Origin of the sequence: Nocardioides bruguierae (genome assembly GCF_023656415.1) — a bacterium.
Lineage (GTDB): Bacteria > Actinomycetota > Actinomycetes > Propionibacteriales > Nocardioidaceae > Nocardioides > Nocardioides bruguierae.
Genome location: NZ_JAMOIL010000023.1, coordinates 1 through 16,699 on the forward strand (window position 1 = coordinate 1; position 16,699 = coordinate 16,699).

General features: G+C 69.1%; 18 protein-coding genes. 5 read left to right on the forward strand and 13 right to left on the reverse strand.

Annotated features, from left to right (window positions below):
- Positions 1 to 138: 138 nt before the first annotated feature.
- Genes M8330_RS15925 through M8330_RS15935 form a run of 3 tightly spaced genes read right to left on the reverse strand, consistent with a single transcriptional unit; the run spans position 139 to position 1,952 of the window.
- Positions 139 to 672, reverse strand: coding sequence for an IS5 family transposase (locus M8330_RS15925; protein ID WP_308196302.1), 534 nt, complete (start codon positions 670 to 672; stop codon positions 139 to 141).
- Entirely contained in the window at positions 623 to 1,114 is a 492-nt protein-coding gene (locus M8330_RS15930) for a transposase (protein ID WP_308196298.1), read from the reverse strand. The genes M8330_RS15925 and M8330_RS15930 overlap by 50 nt, the downstream gene beginning before the upstream one ends.
- Positions 1,026 to 1,952: a DUF2690 domain-containing protein gene (locus M8330_RS15935; protein ID WP_250828120.1), complete on the reverse strand. Its 927-nt coding sequence runs from the start codon at positions 1,950 to 1,952 to the stop codon at positions 1,026 to 1,028. The genes M8330_RS15930 and M8330_RS15935 overlap by 89 nt, the downstream gene beginning before the upstream one ends.
- Positions 1,953 to 2,128: 176 nt before the next feature.
- On the opposite strand from M8330_RS15935, the gene M8330_RS15940 reads away from it, so the two are divergent.
- Positions 2,129 to 2,629: a hypothetical protein gene (locus tag M8330_RS15940; RefSeq protein WP_250828121.1), complete on the forward strand. Its 501-nt coding sequence runs from the start codon at positions 2,129 to 2,131 to the stop codon at positions 2,627 to 2,629.
- 133 nt (positions 2,630 to 2,762) lie between these two features.
- On the opposite strand, the gene M8330_RS15945 is transcribed toward M8330_RS15940, so the two are convergent.
- The 3 genes from M8330_RS15945 to M8330_RS15955 form a co-directional block, all read right to left on the reverse strand.
- Positions 2,763 to 4,067 carry an argininosuccinate synthase gene (locus M8330_RS15945; protein ID WP_250828122.1) on the reverse strand — a complete coding sequence of 435 codons (1,305 nt, stop codon included), beginning with the start codon at positions 4,065 to 4,067 and terminating at the stop codon, positions 2,763 to 2,765.
- 72 nt (positions 4,068 to 4,139) lie between these two features.
- A complete protein-coding gene (gene argH / locus M8330_RS15950; protein ID WP_250828123.1) occupies positions 4,140 to 5,612 on the reverse strand; it encodes an argininosuccinate lyase in 1,473 nt (490 codons plus the stop codon).
- Positions 5,613 to 5,752: 140 nt separating this feature from the next.
- Positions 5,753 to 6,607: an EamA family transporter gene (locus M8330_RS15955; RefSeq protein WP_250828124.1), complete on the reverse strand. Its 855-nt coding sequence runs from the start codon at positions 6,605 to 6,607 to the stop codon at positions 5,753 to 5,755.
- A gap of 119 nt (positions 6,608 to 6,726) precedes the next feature.
- Between M8330_RS15955 and M8330_RS15960 the strand changes: the two genes are divergently transcribed.
- The 3 genes from M8330_RS15960 to M8330_RS15970 all read left to right on the forward strand — a co-directional run bounded on the left by M8330_RS15960 (position 6,727) and on the right by M8330_RS15970 (position 8,493).
- Positions 6,727 to 7,614, forward strand: coding sequence for an ArgP/LysG family DNA-binding transcriptional regulator (locus M8330_RS15960; protein ID WP_250828125.1), 888 nt, complete (start codon positions 6,727 to 6,729; stop codon positions 7,612 to 7,614).
- A 224-nt stretch (positions 7,615 to 7,838) separates the two neighbouring features.
- A complete protein-coding gene (locus tag M8330_RS15965; RefSeq protein WP_250828126.1) occupies positions 7,839 to 8,075 on the forward strand; it encodes a hypothetical protein in 237 nt (78 codons plus the stop codon).
- A gap of 43 nt (positions 8,076 to 8,118) precedes the next feature.
- Positions 8,119 to 8,493, forward strand: coding sequence for a hypothetical protein (locus M8330_RS15970; RefSeq protein ID WP_250828127.1), 375 nt, complete (start codon positions 8,119 to 8,121; stop codon positions 8,491 to 8,493).
- On the opposite strand, the gene M8330_RS15975 is transcribed toward M8330_RS15970, so the two are convergent.
- From M8330_RS15975 to mshA, 7 genes are all read right to left on the reverse strand, one after another.
- Positions 8,484 to 8,708, reverse strand: a complete 225-nt coding sequence (locus M8330_RS15975) for a hypothetical protein (protein WP_250828128.1) — start codon at positions 8,706 to 8,708, stop codon at positions 8,484 to 8,486. The genes M8330_RS15970 and M8330_RS15975 overlap by 10 nt on opposite strands.
- A gap of 110 nt (positions 8,709 to 8,818) precedes the next feature.
- Positions 8,819 to 9,217 (reverse strand): hypothetical protein, encoded by a 399-nt coding sequence (locus M8330_RS15980; protein ID WP_250828129.1) that lies wholly within the window; start codon positions 9,215 to 9,217, stop codon positions 8,819 to 8,821.
- The gene (locus M8330_RS15985; RefSeq protein WP_250828130.1) at positions 9,214 to 9,573 is read right to left on the reverse strand and encodes a hypothetical protein; all 360 of its coding nucleotides are present in this window, start codon (positions 9,571 to 9,573) and stop codon (positions 9,214 to 9,216) included. Before M8330_RS15985 ends, M8330_RS15980 begins: the two co-directional genes overlap by 4 nt.
- 1 nt (position 9,574) lies before the next feature.
- Positions 9,575 to 11,698: a hypothetical protein gene (locus M8330_RS15990; RefSeq protein WP_250828131.1), complete on the reverse strand. Its 2,124-nt coding sequence runs from the start codon at positions 11,696 to 11,698 to the stop codon at positions 9,575 to 9,577.
- Between the two features lie 1,174 nt (positions 11,699 to 12,872).
- A complete protein-coding gene (locus M8330_RS15995; RefSeq protein ID WP_250828132.1) occupies positions 12,873 to 13,385 on the reverse strand; it encodes a hypothetical protein in 513 nt (170 codons plus the stop codon).
- Between the two features lie 147 nt (positions 13,386 to 13,532).
- Positions 13,533 to 14,087 (reverse strand): type III secretion system chaperone family protein, encoded by a 555-nt coding sequence (locus tag M8330_RS16000; protein ID WP_250828133.1) that lies wholly within the window; start codon positions 14,085 to 14,087, stop codon positions 13,533 to 13,535.
- A complete protein-coding gene (gene mshA, locus M8330_RS16005; RefSeq protein ID WP_443689927.1) occupies positions 14,084 to 15,430 on the reverse strand; it encodes a D-inositol-3-phosphate glycosyltransferase in 1,347 nt (448 codons plus the stop codon). Before mshA ends, M8330_RS16000 begins: the two co-directional genes overlap by 4 nt.
- Before the next feature lie 180 nt (positions 15,431 to 15,610).
- On the opposite strand from mshA, the gene M8330_RS16010 reads away from it, so the two are divergent.
- Positions 15,611 to 16,435: an SDR family oxidoreductase gene (locus tag M8330_RS16010; protein WP_250828134.1), complete on the forward strand. Its 825-nt coding sequence runs from the start codon at positions 15,611 to 15,613 to the stop codon at positions 16,433 to 16,435.
- The last annotated feature ends 264 nt before the right edge of the window (positions 16,436 to 16,699 follow it).

Consider the following 16,699-nt stretch of genomic DNA (forward strand, 5'->3'; position numbering starts at 1 on the left):
CGCTGGCCATCCGAGGACGGCATCAACGACTCGATCCGCTCCCACTGAGCGTCATTCAGCACTGCCACACGCGACATGTGTCAACCATCGCCGACCACCACGCCCGGATTAAGCAGACACGCTCTAGGTCGTGTCTCTTTAGTTGAGCCAGAGGGTGATGGCTCGTAAGACGACGCCTCCGCAGTAGGTGGTGGCGAGCTTGTCGTAGCGGGTGGCGAGGCCGCGCCAGTCCTTGATGCGGTTGAACGCTCGCTCGACGACGTTGCGGCCCTTGTAGAGGTTGGCGTCGAAGGCCGGAGGACGTCCGCCGGCTCGACCGCGACGCTTCCGGTTGGCCTGCTGGTCGGCGGGTTGGGTGATGGTTGCCTTGATGCCTCGTGAGCGGAGCAGTGCCCGGTTGGCGTGGGAGGAGTAGGCCTTGTCGCCGAGGACTTGATCGGGTCGGGTGCGTGGCCGGCCAGGGCCGAGGCGGGCGACGCGTAGTTGGCTCAACAGGTGCGGCAGCATGGGTGAGTCACCGCCCTGGCCTGGGCCGATGATCACGACCAGCGGCCGGCAGTGGCGGTCCACGAGTTGGTGGATCTTGGTTGACAGGCCGCCGCGGGAGCGGCCGAGGGCGTGGTCAGCTGGCTCCAGGAGTAGTCCGTTGGCCCGATTCGTGTAGTTCGACAGGTCCCCTTGTGCCGGCCAGGGGTGTGCCGGCCAGGGGTGTGCGGGTCAGCGTGGTTGCGTGTTGGTGGGCTCGGTTGATGGTGGAGTCGATGCTGAGGTCCCATCCGACGTCGCCGTTGGAGTCTGCCAGCGCGATCAGGTGGGCGTGGATGCGGTCCCAGGTGCAATCGACGCCGTAGCGCTTGTGGCGTTTCCAGACGGTCTGCCAGGGTCCGAACTCAGCGGGCAGGTCACGCCAGGCGATGCCGGTGCGGAAGCGGTAGATGATGCCCTCGACCACCTGACGGTGGTCCCATCGTCCGGGGCGTGGCCGTTGCCCCCTTCCCCCACCCCAGCCTGGTGCCCGGCAGTGGCTACTGCTTGTCCACACAGAACCGCGGCGACTTGAACGATTCCTCGTCCACCCAGAAGGTGGCGGCGACACAGAACCCTGAGGCGTCACCGCCGGTGAGTAGGTAGGTGTAGACGGTTGCTGCGTCTGGGTCGTTCGCCACAGCCGGCTCTCGGTTCGAGCCACGAGCGGTGATGGAGAGATCGACGTGGTTGCCGACCTGCTTGCCGTCGGTTCGCTCAGCGCGGGCCCAGTAGGCGTCGCAGCTTGCGGAGTGGACCAGCGAGACCAGGCCGACGGACTTCACGACGACAGTCTTGAGCCGTTGTGACCCTGCATCGACGCAGCCCGCAGCAACGGGGTCGCTGTAGTCGGCCGGCCCCCGCCTCGCTGCTGCGGCGGTCTCTCCGGTGGCGTCGCTGAGACTGCTCGTTGGGGTCCCCGGCCTTTCGCTCGGTGGCCCCGGTCTGGCGCCGCTCCACAGTGCCATGGCGGCTGCGGTCGCGCACAGGATGGCCGTCACGGTCAGGAGTAGCGCGACCCACTCGTGGCGAGGTCGGGGTGACGATCCCGTTGGATCGCTGCTTGCGGCGTCGGGGTCACTAGTAGGCGCGATCTCTGATGCAGGGCCTGTGCCCCGAGTTTGCGCGGCGATGTGGGCGCGTCGCTCGAGCCAATAGCCAAGCCGTGGGTGGTCGTAGGCGGTCGCGAGTCCCCGCACCGTCTCTTCGGACGGGACGGACTTGTCGTCGACGTTCAGGGCATTGGAGACGGTGCTGATGGAGGTCCCAATGACCGCGGCGATCGAGCGGACCTTGGGCAGCTGGTGGTTCGGACCGCCCAGAGCGACGGCAGATCGCAGGTCCAGCTTGAAATCATCAAGGCGGGCGTAGCCCGGTTCCTCGGGGGGCCGGTACCCCGGTGAGTCGCCGTCAGGGGTCTCAACCATCGCTAGAGCGTAGAGGAGGAGCGACACGGGGGTGTTCGCCGAACAGATCGGCGAACGGAGAGCCGAACCGAACGAACAGGCGCCCTCCTCGAAGCCCTGGAGGGGGCGTCGGGAGTCGTGTCACGGTCGACTCGCCGGTGAGGCACCCACCCGACTCCGCTTGAAAGGACCCAGCCATGTTCTCCACCATCCTCGGGCAGGCACGACCCCGACACCTGCTTGCCGCGGCCTTCCTGTCGCCCGCGCTGTTGTTCGGCCTCAGCTCGCCCGCGTCGGCCGCAGACTTTGGCGGTAACGGCAACCCGGCAACGAGTTGCTCCAACGCCTACACGGTCAAGTCTGCACCTCTGGTCGGGTCCCGCGGTCCGACCAGAGGCAAGGTCGTCGGGGTTCTGCAGCTCCGCTGGTCCTGGACCTGTCACGGCAATTGGTCCCGTGTGGTCCTCTACGGCAACAGCGGCTACTCCGACACGGTGAACGTCGAACAGATCGTCGAGTCTGAGGGCCGGCGTGCCGGCGCCAACGACTGGATTCGCCCGGGCTCCTCGGGTGCCTCGTCGTGGACGCCATTCATTCGTCTCGCGAACTCTCAGAGCACGGCGTGCGTCCAGGCGTGGGCCAGTTCGGACTTCAACACGCTCAACTACCACACGATCGGTGCTCGCGTCTGCGCCTGATCTGTCGGAAGCGCCGTGGCGGCTCCAGGCCCGGCTCCACCACCTTGGTGGAGCCGGGCCTCGTCAATAGGGGTTCAGTCCTAGTGTGCTCGGGCTACTACCACCTGCGCGCGGTCCCGCCCGCTGGGCGACGTCAGGCACCAAGCGCCGACGCGGCCGCAGCGGGCTCTCGGGGGTTCTCGGAGGCTGGAATGGCCGGGGTCTTGGCTGGTCCGGCGATCTCGTTGCGGGCGCGGCGCCACTCGCGGCCGGCGAGGGCGGTGATCTCGATGAAGCCTTCGCTCGCGCCGGTGGGGAAGGTGCAGCCGGCGCCGTAGGTGACGAGCTTGTGGTTGTACAGGCTCACGCTGGACGAGCGGCGGATGGCGGTGACGGTGCCGCGCGAGAGTCGCAGGGTGATTGAGCCGTTGAGACCGGCTTGGGTCTCCTTTACGAAGGCGCTGAGGTGTTCGCGCAACGGGCTGTGCCAGAGCCCGTCGTAGATGTACTGGGCGAGGAGGTGGTCGACCTGTGCCTTGCAGCTGGTGACGTCTCGTGGGAGCGCAAGCTGCTCGAGCTCGTGGTGCGCGGTGAGGAGCACGGTTACCGCCGGTGCCTCGTAGAGCTCGCGAGACTTCATGCCCATGATTCGGTCTTCGATGACGTCGAGGCGCCCGATGCCGTGCCGGCCCGCAACGTGGTTAAGGTGGCCGAAGATATCCACCGGGTGCAGGGGTACGCCGTCGAGGCCGGTGGGGACACCGTCATGGAAGTCGACAGTGATGTCGTCCGGCTCATGGTCGACGGTTGTGGGGTCAGCGGTGAGGGCCCAGACCTCTTCGGTGGGAACCCAGTCGAGGTCTTCGATGGGACCGGCCTCGATGTTGCGGCCGAGGAGGTTCAGGTCGACTCCCCAGGGCTTGTCCGCGCTGACGTGCGCGTGGATGCCGTGGCTTTGGATGTAGTCCACGGTCTCGGGACGGGTGAAGCTCCATTCCCGGGCAGGAGCGAGGATCTGCATGTCGAGGTCGAGGAGCTTGATGCCCAGGTCGAAGCGGATCTGGTCGTTGCCCTTGCCCGTCGAGCCGTGGGCGACTGAGCCGCAGTGGTGGTCCTTCGCGGCCTGGAGCACGACGTCGGTGATCACGGGTCGTGCCAGGGCTGAGCTGAGCGGGTACTTGCCGTTGTAGACGGCGTTGGCCTGGAGCGCGGGGAGGCCGTAGTCGAGGATGAGCTTGTGCCGGGCATCGATCACGATCGCCTCGTCAGCTCCTGAAGCGAGCGCCTTCAGGCGCAGCGGCTCGAGTTCGTCACCCTGGCCGAGGTCGACGGCGACGGCCAGGACGTAGGAGCACCCCATGTGTTCCTTGAGGTAGGGGATGCACGCGGTGGTGTCGAGGTCGCCGGAGTAGGCCAGGGCGACTCGACCCCTGTCAAAGTCGACGGTGGTGAGACTCATGGTTGTGGGCCTTTCTGCTCTCAAGGGTGCTTCGTCTGTCGTGGGGGTTGGAGGGGAGTTGGGCGGGCCCTGCTAACTACGCGAGTGACCGTCGCTGCCGAGCGCGCTGTTCGCGGCCGCGAGGGCGGCCGCTTGTGCTCGCACGTTGTCTGGGGCTGTGCCGCCGAACGAGGTGCGGCGGGACAGTGCGTGTTCGAGGGTCGTGAGAGTGGTCGGGATGCCGGCGAAGTCGCTGTTGAGTTCGCCGAGGAGCCCGGGCGGGGCGGTGACCAGATCGAACCCGCGCTCGTCGAGAGCCCGGACGAGCTGTCCGACGCTGTGATGGGCATCGCGGAAGGTGAGCCCTCGGTCGGTGACCAGCCAGTCGGCCAGGTCAGTGGCGTTGGCGTTGCCACGACGGGCGTCCCGGCTCATCTGATCTGTGTTGAAGGTGGTCTCGACGATCAGCATCTGAACCACGCGCAGGCACAGGTTCAAGGTGTCGACGCAGTCGAAGAACGGCTCCTTGTCCTCTTGGGTATCGCGGTTGTAGGCGAGCGGGAGCGCTTTCATCACCATCAGGAGGTTCATGAGCGCCCCTGCCATGCGGCCGGACTTGGCGCGGATGAGCTCGGCAGCGTCGGGGTTCCGTTTCTGCGGCATGATCGAGGAGCCGGCGGTCAGACCCTCTGGGAGCTGGGCGTAGCCGAACTGGGGAGCGCTCCAGTTCACGAGCTCCTCCCCCAGCCTGGACATATGGATGCCGCAGATGCTCGCGGCGGCCTCGACGTCGAGCATGTAGTCGCGATCGGAGACAGCGTCGATGGAGTTGCGGGCAGGTCGCTCGAACCCGAGGTCGCGGGCGGTGGCGAACGGGTCGATGTCAAACCCGGTTCCGGCCAGCGCGGCGGCGCCCAGCGGGGATTCGTCCATCCGGCGCAGCGCGCAGAGAAGCCGGTCGCGGTCTCGGAGGAACATCTCGCCGTAGGCCAACAGGTGATGGCCGAGCGTTACCGGCTGCGCACACTGCAGATGGGTGAACCCAGGCATGGCCGCGTCGCTGAACTCGGTCGCTCGCTCGACGATCGCGGCGATGACGGCTTCCAGGATCGCGTCGCACTCCTGGACCGCGGCCTTGGTCCAGAGCTTCGAGTCGACGGCGACCTGGTCATTGCGAGAGCGACCGATGTGCATCCGCCCGGCGACCGGCCCGATGATCTCGCGCAGCCGGGACTCGATGTTCATGTGAACGTCCTCGAGGGCCGGATCGAGCTGGAGGGTTCCGTCGGCCAACTCGCGCCGTACCTGTTCGAGACCGTCGCGGATAACCTCGCCCTCGCCCTGGCTGATGAGGTTCTGGGAGGCGAGCATCCGTACGTGGGCCTGCGAGCCATCCAGGTCGAACTCGGCGAGCTTGTGGTCGAAGTGGACGGTCGAGTTGATCTCGACCAGCAGGGCGTCTGCTCCTGTGCTGAATCGGCCACCCCACAGCGGGTTGACCGCTGCGGCAGTCTCTGCCTCGGTGATGGGATGCGGTTTTGTGGTGGTGGCGGGTGCCGAACTCATCGCGTGGCTTCTCCTTCTCCTTAGGTCCATAGACGGGGCGCGCTTCTGGGGCGGGCGCCGTCCGGGTGCGGTCGTCATCGGTGATCGCGGACTGGCCGTGATGCCCGCATATATAGCGGGCGCGTAGCAGTGTTTGGTCGCTAGGCGCTGGCGTTGATGAGCAAGATGGCGGCCACGGATGCCAGCAGGCCGCCGCTCTGGATGGGGTGAATGCGTTCGCGGAGCACCAGGACGGCCAGGGCCACGGTGAAAGCCGGGTAGAGCGCGATCACGAGGCTTCCAATCGCCAACTCGCCGAACTGGAAGGTGAAGTACATGGCGGCGTTGGCCACAACGTCGACGACCCCGATCAGGACCGGGATACTCCACGAGCGCAGCCGCTGCGGCCACGACACGGTTGCTTCGGGAGTGTGATGTCGGGTGAGCAGGAAGGCGAACACGACCAGGGTTGCGGCGCCTCGAGCGGCGACCAGAGGCAGCATGCCGGAGCCGGTCGGGATCTCGGCGGTGAGCACGAAGCTCAAGGCGAAGGCCGTGCCGGCGCCGATGGCCAGCAGCAACGTGCTGCCCGTGATGCGGCGGTCAGCGCCGCTGAGATCACAGCTGACCAGGACCACGGCGACCAGACCCAGTGCGATGCCCGCCCAGGTCCAGCCCTGTGGGCTCTCCCCCTGCGCGACACCGATGACCACCGGGATAGCAGCCACCAACACTGCCGTGGTCGGCGAAACGACACTGATAGGGCCTGCCGCCAGCGCGAGGTAGAACCACCAGATCGCGAAGGCCATCACGACACCCGACGCGGCTCCCCACGCCAGACCAGCTGCTGAGGACTCTCCGGGGACCACGAGCGCGAGCAACGCCATGCCGATCACCGAGGTCGGATAGGCGATGGCGACGACTCCCAAGGCACTGGTACGTCGCGAGGCCACCCCCCCGAGGTAGTCGCTCACGCCATAGGCGGCGGACGAGACCAACGGGGTCAAGGTCGACACGATGAACTCCTCTCGGGTGCGGCCGGAACCCCGGTTGCGGGTATCCGATTGCCACCAGGCTGCTGCCTTCAAGCATTCAATGAAAGCGAAAGATGCTCATCAGCGTTTAGCATTGCTGAATGCAGTTCGGGATCGAGGCCCTCGGAACTCTCGCCGCGGTGTGCGATGAGGGGACCTTCGCTGCCGCCGCGGCGCGGCTTCACATCACCACCGGCGCCGTCAGCCAGCGGATCGCGGCCCTTGAACGGCAGGTCGGGCATCCGGTCGTGGCGCGAACGCAACCCGCGATGGCCACTGAGATCGGCCACGAGCTGCTGCAGTTGGCCCGGCAGTCGCTGCTGCTCCAGCAAGAGACCGCGGCCCGACTAGCCCAGACGCTGCACGCCGAAGACCCCGCCGTCCGCGTCACGATCGCGGTCAACGCCGATTCCCTGTCGACATGGTTCCGACCCGTGGTCCAAACCATCGGCGCCGAAGGAAGGTGGCTGCTCGACTTGCGGATCGAGGACCAGGACCGCACCGCGCACCTCCTGCGCTCCGGCGCTGCGCTCGCGGCCGTCACCACCGACCCCGAGCCCGGAGCCGGCTGCACCGTCGAACAGCTCGGGACCATGCGCTACTACCCGGTCTGCTCCCCCGCGATCGCCCCCCAACCAGACGAGGACCTCAGCGCCTACCTCAGCAGCACCCCGATGCTGCAGTTCGACAGCCTGGACCTCCTACCCAAGCACTTCATGGACCAGTTCGACGTCAAGACCCCACCGCCAGCGCACTTCATCCCCTCCAACCGCGAGTACTTCGACGCCGTATGCCTCGGGCTGGGCTGGAGCGTGCTACCCGAGGGGCAGCTCCAGGCAGCCCTGGAAACCGAAGACCTCGTCCTACTGCACCCCACGGCCCGCGTCGACGTCGACCTGTACTGGCAGCGCTGGCGGTTGCAGTCCGCCACCCTCGACCGCATCACCGACCTCGTGAGGCGCGCCGCCACCAGCTCGCTGCACAACTGAGCCAGAGGCGCGCTCTACGCTCCGGCCACACCCATCGACGTGGGTGAGGGGCCAAGGTCTTCGCGCGCCAACGGCACCTTGTGACGAGCCCATAGCCCCATGTCCCGCGGCGACTTCATCCGCAGCCGGGAGTGGCGCCCGGAGATACGCAGACGCTTGAATATCGCAGGGTGTCCAGCAGCACTGACAGCGATCCCTGGTGCATGTCAGGAAACCCTGACAGCGTGATCGCTGTGAACTGGTCAGACGAGGACGGACTGCACGAGGGCTACGTGCTCCCCGAGTTCGGTGATGACGTCCGCGGTCGCGGTCGCGGGATCTGGAGCGGCTCGGTGCCGGCCGACCACGTCATCGTCGGCGTCGACGATGACGAGGACGCCCGCGAACCCGGGGCGCCCCCCCCAGGGGCGCTACACGAGCCGCCCGGCAGCCGAGGTCGTTGGCTGGCGAGTGATGTGTGACTGCCGCGCGAACCCCAGCTCCTCAGCGATCACCAGCACCTGGATGAGTGACCTCATCGCCCGCGTCCCCTCCCAGGCGCTCGAGGACCCCAGCGCCGGACGGATCTTCGCCAACGACCACGACGTCTTCGGTGTCGATGACACCTACTTCGAGACGTTCACCGCCATCTGGCGCCGCGAGCACGTCGAGGGTCAGAGTGCGTTGAACGCCATCACCCGGGCCCGCCGCGCAGTCGCCGTGGCCGAACAGGACCTGGAGGATGCCGTGGAGTCGGCCCGCTCCGCCGGTGAGAGCTGGGAGGCGATTGGACGCGCCGCGGGCATCACCCGACAGTCCGCCCACGCTCGCTGGGCACCATCGGACGCAGACGTCGCGGCCGCGAAACTGGGACCTGGTCGACGAAGTCGTCAGGGTTGAACCCCCTTGCCCTTGATCCACTTCTTCGCGACGTTCGGTGGTGCCGCGGCGAGCTGCTCGAGCTCCTCGGGGACATACCCCTCTCGCTTGGCCCACTCCACCACGTTGCGTCGGATCGCGCGGTTGACCCGACGTCGGTCGTTGTGCTTGCCCAGCGCCGTCTTGCCATTGCAGCCGGGGCACCGACGTCCTCCCTCACCCTTGCCGCGGCACATCTTCTGACCCCCGATTCGGCATGCGGTGCATGCGCGTGTCTCCTCCCGCGTCCTGCCCATTTCTGGGTGGTCGCGCTGCCCGTTGTCCGGCGGGCAGCGACTGGTTCCGATCAGCTGGCTCGTCGGTCGACCTGCCTGCTGGTGGTGCGTTCGGTCGTGGGAGCTGCTGCCTTCGGCCGGGTCTTGCGCTGGCGTCCGGCCTTGGGGGCGGTCCACGTGTCCTTCTGGCGCTCGCCGTTCTCGTAGGCGGCGCCGGCGGCCAGGCCGGTGTAAGTGCCGACCTCGGCGAGCCGGTGGCACGCCATGAGCGCCGGACAGCCGGCGCAGAACTCCTCGCGTGCGGCGGCGACGACCTGGGCGGCCTCTTCCGGGGTGCTGGCACGACGGTGCGCTCGCTCCAGGACCGACCAAAGCCGCCCGCGGCGCGTGCACGCACCGTCGGGCAGTTCTGCCGCCGCCAGCTTCGCTGCCTCGTTGCGCGCTAGGACCTCTCGGCTGATGGGTCTCATCGCATCCGCCGCTCACCGAGCCCGCCGACGTGCTCGGCCGGGCGGGACCAGTAGGCCCGTAGCGCGGCGATCCCGAACACGACGAGGGCCACCAGCGCGGCGACCGCGATCGCGACACGGGGTACGTCGAGGCCTACGCCCTGCCCGGATGGCATCTTCACGATCGGAGAGTTGGATGCCTCGACGAGCACCTGGTGCTCGACGAGCCAGTCCAGGATGCGGTGCCAGAAAGCGACCGTGCACACGGAGCTGGCCACGACACCGGCGGCGATCAGGCCGACCTTCATCACCAGCAGTTCCTCCATGGGCGTGAGGTCGCTGCTCGAGCCGCTGTTGGTCGGTCGGTTGTCGTGCATCTCAGTCCTCCATCGCTGTGGGTCGTCGGGCTTGCATCAGTGCCTCGGAGGCGACGACGAGCTCGCCGCTCTGGTCCTGGTCGTCGCGCCATGCGATGAGCAGGGAGTCGGGGTCGTCGAAGTCCTCGATTGGTTCGTCCTCGACCACGGCCCACGAGCCGAGGTCGTCGTCAACGCACACGAGATCTCCGACCTGGAGGGCGGAGGCCTGGGTGGGGGTGGGGTGGCTGTAGTGGCCGGCGTAGAGGTCGTCGTCGAGATCCCGGTCGTCCCCGGCGGTGCCGGTGTTGGAGGGCGCGTCGGGGACAGACGTCGCCGCGGCGTACGGCTTGCTGGTGTCGACTCGCCCGACCCGGTCGAAGAGGCGGCGGCCGCCACCGGCGGCGTCACGGGAACGGTCGTCGAGGCCGAGGACGGTCATCGCCGAGGAGAGCGTGCGGCCGTCGCCGGCGGTGTTTTGGTCGCGGTCGAGCTCCCATGCGATCGGGTCGAGCTCGGGGTGGTCGGCGGCCTTGACCCACTCCGCCTCGGCGAAGTCGGTGAAGGTGGGCTCGACCGGCTCCTCTCCGCTCCAGTCGATCTCAGGAGACACGATCAGCAGGCGCTCATGGCGGGACTCCGGTGGCCGCAGCTGCTCGAGCAGCTCGTACTCCTCGGTGCCCGGGATGGCCTCCTTGGGGTCCGGCACGCGGTAGCACTGCATCTCGACCGGCAGCCCGGTGCTGTTCGAGCCGATCGCGCGACCGGTGCGTCCACGCGGGATCGTCACGCCGGTCACAGGGTTGTTCCACATCATCTGCGCGCCCTGGGGCGACAGCTGACCCATGCCGGTGCGCTGGCCGAAATTCTCACGTGCTTCACCGGTGAGGATCTCGGCGTCCGGACGCTGCATCGAGAGGACCAGGTGAACCCGGGCGGTACGTCCCTTGCGGGCGATCGACCCAACTTCGGCCAGCGTCGGCGGCTTCGTGGGATCACCCTTGACCTTGATCTGCTGGTACCAGCTCTGCAGGTTGGCCTTGAGGTCGGTGAACTCGTCGACGAAGACCATCAGCGGCTCGAAGTCCTCGGTGCGCGCCTTGCGGTCGACGACCAGCTGGTAGCGGTGCTCCATCAGCTGCCACGCCCGGTGGATGACCGCGACCTGCTCCTCGATCCGCGAGGCCACGATCTGCACGTTGGGCCAGTCCTGGAAGCCGAGGAACTCGATGCCCTTGCCGTCGGCGATCCACACCGGCCACCCGAAGCGGGTGATCTGGGTGAGGATGCCGTGGCCGGTCGACGTCTTGCCCGACCCGGTCTCACCGGTGATGAGCCACTGCGGGGTGATGGCCGGACGCCAGGCGATCGCCTCGCCGTCCTCGTCGACGCCGCAGGGGATCTCGACGGCGCGGTAGTTAAGCAGCGGGTCGTCCTCGGGCAGCGCACGTGCGGGAATCCACAGGCTCTCGGGCAAGGTGGGCCGGACCTCGAAGACGACCGAGTCGGCCTCCATGTCCCACCTCGCTCGCCACCGACCCGGCAGCATCACCGAGACGGTGCGCTCGACTCGGTTGCGGTAGCCCGGCGCCGCGAGCTTGGCGCCGACGTCGTGCTTGACGGTGAGGCGGCGCACCTCGCCGGTTGTGTCGTCGACGTCGACGTTGTCGACCTTGGCCGTGCCGGCCAGCAGTTCGTTGACGACCTTCTTCGCTCGCCGAACCTGGGCAGTCTCAGGGACCTCCCCCGGGAGCGGCTTCGTACGCAGCCGCAGCTGGAGCCGGCCGCGGATCTGGTCGTTGCGCGCGACCTCGTACTCACCTCCGAGACGGCTGCCGATCTGGCGGGCGAGCTCGTTGACCCACCGACTGTCGCCGATATCGACCACCACGTCACCGACCCTCGCTCGGCCGGGGACGTACCGGACCCGCACCCGCCGCGGCCGCCCGGGCCAGTCACGCAGGCCGCTGGTCCAGCTCCTGGTGATGACCAGACCTGAGGTCGCCTTGGGGTTGGTCGCGCTCGAGGCGCTGAGCCCCAGCAGCGGCGCCAGAGTCGAGGTCAGGTAGGTGGTGATCTCGCTGCGTCGTGCCGAGCGTTGACCGCCCACGATCACTCCCGCACCGGTCAGAGTGCCGGCGGCCAAGACGGGCATCGCCAGGCCGGGCTGGGCGACCAAGGGTGCAGCGCCCCAGCCGGAGACGCCCGCACAGATCAGCCCGACCCCATCGCGGACGTGCGTACGGGGCCGGGGGGACATACCGACCGATGCCATCGAGTACTCCTCTCGCGCGCGAGACCCTTCGATGAGGGCCTTCACCCACGACAAGTGCGAGGAGCAGGCCAGGTGTGACGCCGCGGGTCGTCCAACTCGACGACGCAAGGTCGGCCGACCACCGCCGGCACGTGTCGTAGAGCCGTCGAGGAGAGCGAGCGCCTTCCCTCCGACGCGACCCTGCAGGCCCTCAACCGGGCTCCAAGCGGGCGGCCGCTATCACGCAATGGCAGCAGATCGAGAAGTCCCATGACCCACTCGTCGTGTTCCAGGCATGGCTATTCCGCGGCTGTATTCACAACCGCAGCCACGCGCGCAAGTCCTTGACCGCAGGGTCCCCACAGCACGTCGCCGACTCAAGTTTGAAGTCGCTGGTGGTCGTGAGCGAGGACGACACAGCCGTCGCCCCCGCTCTGCAAGCAGAATGGTCGACCGCGCTCCCCGGGGCGCAGGTACTTCGGGTGCAAGAAACACACGAGTTCCGCCGAGGCACGTCCACCCTGGTCAAGCGCTGGCTCTCCACAGTGCGGTAGCTCGGCAGGCCCCCGGTCGCCGCCTGTATGTGCCTAGCCTCGCCGCGATCGTCACCAACCCATGCGACACTCAGACCATGCAATCGCCACCGTTTGAGGGCAGCCCTTTCCGTGGCTTCGGCTCAGCCACTCTAGGACTCGTGCTTCTTGCGATCGGCACCTACTCGGTGAACAACCGTGTCCAAGAAGACATGTTCCTCTACATCGGAGTCGTACTTCTCGGAGTTGCGGCGTTCCTCATCGTGTCGGGGGCGGTCGCTCGCGGGCGACGGAACTCGAGATGACCTCGATCATCGCGCTGACGTGGCCTGACACCATTCACCACGAGTGACAACCAGACCTTCAACTGTCCCACCGAATGGTGGCACTGGTCCTACGGCGACCGCTATTGGGCCCTGATGGGCGGACAGGCCGAGGCGCGATTCGGTCCGGTGCAGACGACAACCGACTCCCCCGCGCGGCTCTGACTTGTCCAGTGACGAGACTCGGGGCCGACCTATGCGCAGCGCGAGTCAGACATCGGTGCCCGAGGGGAGCAGGGTCTCGATGGGCTCGAAGGAGTCGACGACCCATTCCCCGCCGGAGGCCGCGACCACGGTGCAAGTCAGGCTCTGGCCGCCTCGGATCTCGATCTTGAAGAACTCCGCGGGGGCGAGGTGGGCGGCCTTAACGACCTTGCCCGTGGGTCGTAGGCGTGGGTCGGTGTACCTGAGGCCGTCCAGGAGGTCGGGGGTCACGTAGGCCTGGAGGCCGGAGATCCACTGCTGCTGGGGACCGTCGGCGGTGAAGGCCTTGGCGAAGGCTCGTACGACGCTCAGCTGTGGCGCGAGGTCGGGGTGAGCGTGGTCGTGGGCAAGGTCGTCGGTGCTGCTCGGCGGGACGGTGGGCAAGGTCACCGAGGGCGACGAGCTGGGGGACGTACCACTCGTCTGGGTGGGCGAGGTGCTGGAGTCGGGCCAGGCCAGGAGCAGCACTCCGATGAGGAGCAGAGCTCCGCCGAGCCAGGCGAGTGTCCGGGCGTTCATCCGCAGGTACCGCCCTTCCCGTAGTCGATCGTGGCGCGGACGGCTCGCTGGCCCGAGAGGCCAGCGGGCATGACCTGGGCGTCGGGAACGGTCGCGTCCGGGTTGTGCAGCACGTAGCTGGTGCGGCGCTCGGGCTTGGCGTTGGGACTAGTCGCCCGGGTCCGGCTCCTCGGCCTCCAGCCACCCGCGGAACGCCTCGAGGTTCGCGGTGGACTCCCCGCGCAGCCTCCGCCACTCCCACTCCTTGCGGATGGAGGAGGCGAAGCCGAGCTCGAGGATCGTGTTGAACGAGTCGTCGGCGTAGGTGAGCACCGACCCGAGCACCCGGTCGAGGTCGTCGGGCTGCGCCGCGGACAGCGGCAGGCGGCCGTCGAGGTAGATGTCACCGAGCCGGTCGAGGGCGAACGCGACGCCGTACATCCGCAGGTTGCGCTCCAGCAGCCACCGGTAGACGCCGGCGTGGTTCTCGTCGGGGGCGCGGCAGACGAAGGCGTGGACGCCGAGCGCGTGGGTGCCGACGTCGAGGCGCACGGCCGTCGAGAGCTTCTTCTCGCCGGGCAGCGCGAAGGAGAACACCCCGGGGCTGGACTCGTCGACCTCCAGCTCGAGCGAGGCGAGGTGGTCACGGACGACGGCGGCCACGGCCACGCGCTCGGGCGGCAGCGCGCCGCCGAGCAGGGCGTCGTGCTCCGCGCCGCTCATCGGCCGAGCACCTGCAGGTGCTCGAGGCCGGCGGCCGGCACCGACGGGGGCGGGCTGTCGCGGCGCAGCAGCGCGCGGGCCCGCTCGTAGGCGCGCACGGTGGCCTCGGCGGTCGCCTCCCAGGCGAACCCGGAGGCCTGCGGACGGGCCCCGGCCGTGAGCCGGGCACGCAGGTCGTCGTCGCCGAGCACCCGGCCGAGCACGTCGGCCCAGTCGCCCGGCTCGTGGCCGTCGACCAGCAGGCCGCTGCGTCCGTCCCGCACGACCGTCGTGAGCCCGCCGACCGCGGCGGCGACCACGGGCGTGCCCGAGGCCTGCGCCTCGGCGGCGACCAGCCCGAACGACTCGTTGTAGGAGGGCACCGCCACCACGTCGGACAGGCCGTACCAGCGGGCGAGGTCGGACTGGGCGCAGGGCGGCACGAAGCGGACGACGTCGGGGTGGCCGGGACGCCCGACCAGGCCGAGCGTCGAGGCCAGCTCGGCGAGCGACTCGGGGTGGTCGAGGCCGCTGCCGGAGGGGCCGCCGACCACGGGCACGACCAGCCGGTCGCGCAGCCGCGGCTCGCGCTCGAGCAGCACAGCCACGGCGCGCAGCAGCACGTCGGGGGCCTTCAGCGGCTGGATGCGTCCGGCGAACATGACCACGAGCGCGTCGGGCGCGATCCCGGCCCGGGCGCGCGCCCGCGCGACCTCGGCGGCCCTGAGCGGGGCGAACCGGTCCAGGTCGACGCCGGGGTGGACGACCTCGACCCGTGACGGGTCGGCGCCGTAGTGCCGCACGAGCTGGCGGGCCTCGAGGTCGGTGTTGGCGATGAGGAGGTCGGAGGCTCCGACGACCTGCTCCTCCCCGATGACCCGGGCGGCGGGCTCGGGGGTGTCGCCCTCGGCCAGCGACTCGTTCTTCACCTTCGCCATGGTGTGCATGGAGTGCACCAGCGGCACGCCCCAGCGGTCGCGGGCCAGCGCCCCCACCTGGCCGGAGAGCCAGTAGTGGGAGTGCACGACGTCGTAGTGGCCGAGCGGCTGGGCGGCCTCGGTGCGCAGCACCTCGCGGGCGAAGGTGCACAGCTGGCCGGGCAGCTCCGACTTCGTCAGCCCCTCGAACGGGCCGGCGGCGACGTGGCGCACCAGGATGCCGTCGTCCACCTCGACCACGGGCGGCTGGGCGGACGAGGTGGCGCGGGTGAACACGTCGACCTCGCAGCCGGTCGCGGCCAGGCGACGCGCGAGCTCGATGACGTAGACGTTCATGCCGCCGGCGTCGCCGGTGCCGGGCTGGTCCAACGGGGAGGTGTGAAGGCTGATCATCGCGGCCCGACGCACCCGCTCGGCGTTGCTCACCCTGCCTCCTCCTCGACTCGGCCCGGGTCGTCGCGGCACCTGTCGCGGTGCGGCACGGACTCCCGGCCCAGCGCACAACCATGCCACCGCGCCCCGTGTTCCCGAGATCACCCCTGTGACGGTGGGACGCCGCCCACCCGGACCAGGCGGGGCTCCGGCGCCGGTGGTTGCATGTGGCACATGAGCCTCCCCGCCGACGCCGTCACCGGCCCCGCCCCCACCGCGTACTCCGCCCCCGTCCCGCCGTCGGGCTCGACTGCGCTGGCCGTGGTGACCGGGGCGAGCAGCGGCATCGGCGCGGCCACGGCCCGCGGGCTCGCCTCGGCCGGCTACCGGGTCGTGCTGGCGGCGCGCCGCACCGACCGGATCGAGGCGCTGGCCGCCGAGGTCGGCGGCGTGGCCGTGGCGTGCGACGTCACGGACGAGGCGCAGGTCGCCGCCCTGGCCGAGCGGGTCGGTGAGCTGGGCGAGGGTCGGCTCGACGTGCTGGTCAACAACGCCGGCGGCGCCATCGGCAGCGACCCGGTCGCCTCGGCCGGCCTGGACGACTGGCGCGCGATGTACGAGGTGAACGTGCTGGGCACCCTCGCCGTGACGAAGGCGCTGCTGCCCGCGCTCGTCGCCTCCGGGGCCGGCGCCGTGCTCAACGTCGGCTCCACCGCTGGTCGGATCGCCTACGAGGGCGGCGGCGGGTACACCGCGGCCAAGCACGGCACGCAGGTGATGACCGAGACGCTGCGCCTGGAGCTGTTCGACCAGCCGGTCCGCGTGCTCACGATCGAGCCGGGCATGGTGCGCACCGACGAGTTCGCCCTCAACCGCTTCGACGGGGACGAGGAGAAGGCCGCCAAGGTCTACGCCGGCGTCGCGGAGCCGCTGGTGGCCGAGGACGTGGCGGACGCGATCGTCTGGATGGTCACCCGCCCGTTCCACGTCAACGTCGACACCCTCACCATCCGCCCCCGCGCCCAGGCCGCCCAGCACAAGGTCCACCGTCAGGCGTGAGCGCAGCGAGCGCCTGAGCCGGTGGAGGTTGAGGGAGGCCCGCGGCTGAGGGACGAAGCCGCGACGGCCGGCTCGAAACCTACGACCGCCGCCCCTGAGCCTGCGAAGGGGCGATGCGGTCGAGGTCGAGCGAGGCCCACGACCGAGGGACGAGGTCGTGACGGCCGTGTCGAGACCCAGCCGTCAGGCGTGAGCGCAGCGAGCGCCTGAGCCGGTGGAGGTCGAGCGAGGCCCTGCCTCGGTGATCGAGGTGCGAGGCCGGCC

Bases quoted from the DNA above. Each gene is read 5' to 3' on its own strand.
- M8330_RS15935 (WP_250828120.1), bottom strand. From the start codon at position 1,952: ATGGTTGAGACCCCTGACGGCGACTCACCGGGGTACCGGCCCCCCGAG.
- M8330_RS15940 (WP_250828121.1), top strand. From the start codon at position 2,129: ATGTTCTCCACCATCCTCGGGCAGGCACGACCCCGACACCTGCTTGCC.
- M8330_RS15945 (WP_250828122.1), bottom strand. From the start codon at position 4,067: ATGAGTCTCACCACCGTCGACTTTGACAGGGGTCGAGTCGCCCTGGCC.
- argH (WP_250828123.1), bottom strand. From the start codon at position 5,612: ATGAGTTCGGCACCCGCCACCACCACAAAACCGCATCCCATCACCGAG.
- M8330_RS15960 (WP_250828125.1), top strand. From the start codon at position 6,727: ATGCAGTTCGGGATCGAGGCCCTCGGAACTCTCGCCGCGGTGTGCGAT.
- M8330_RS15970 (WP_250828127.1), top strand. From the start codon at position 8,119: ATGAGTGACCTCATCGCCCGCGTCCCCTCCCAGGCGCTCGAGGACCCC.
- M8330_RS15975 (WP_250828128.1), bottom strand. From the start codon at position 8,708: ATGTGCCGCGGCAAGGGTGAGGGAGGACGTCGGTGCCCCGGCTGCAAT.
- M8330_RS15980 (WP_250828129.1), bottom strand. From the start codon at position 9,217: ATGAGACCCATCAGCCGAGAGGTCCTAGCGCGCAACGAGGCAGCGAAG.
- M8330_RS15985 (WP_250828130.1), bottom strand. From the start codon at position 9,573: ATGCACGACAACCGACCGACCAACAGCGGCTCGAGCAGCGACCTCACG.
- M8330_RS15995 (WP_250828132.1), bottom strand. From the start codon at position 13,385: ATGAACGCCCGGACACTCGCCTGGCTCGGCGGAGCTCTGCTCCTCATC.
- M8330_RS16000 (WP_250828133.1), bottom strand. From the start codon at position 14,087: ATGAGCGGCGCGGAGCACGACGCCCTGCTCGGCGGCGCGCTGCCGCCC.
- M8330_RS16010 (WP_250828134.1), top strand. From the start codon at position 15,611: ATGAGCCTCCCCGCCGACGCCGTCACCGGCCCCGCCCCCACCGCGTAC.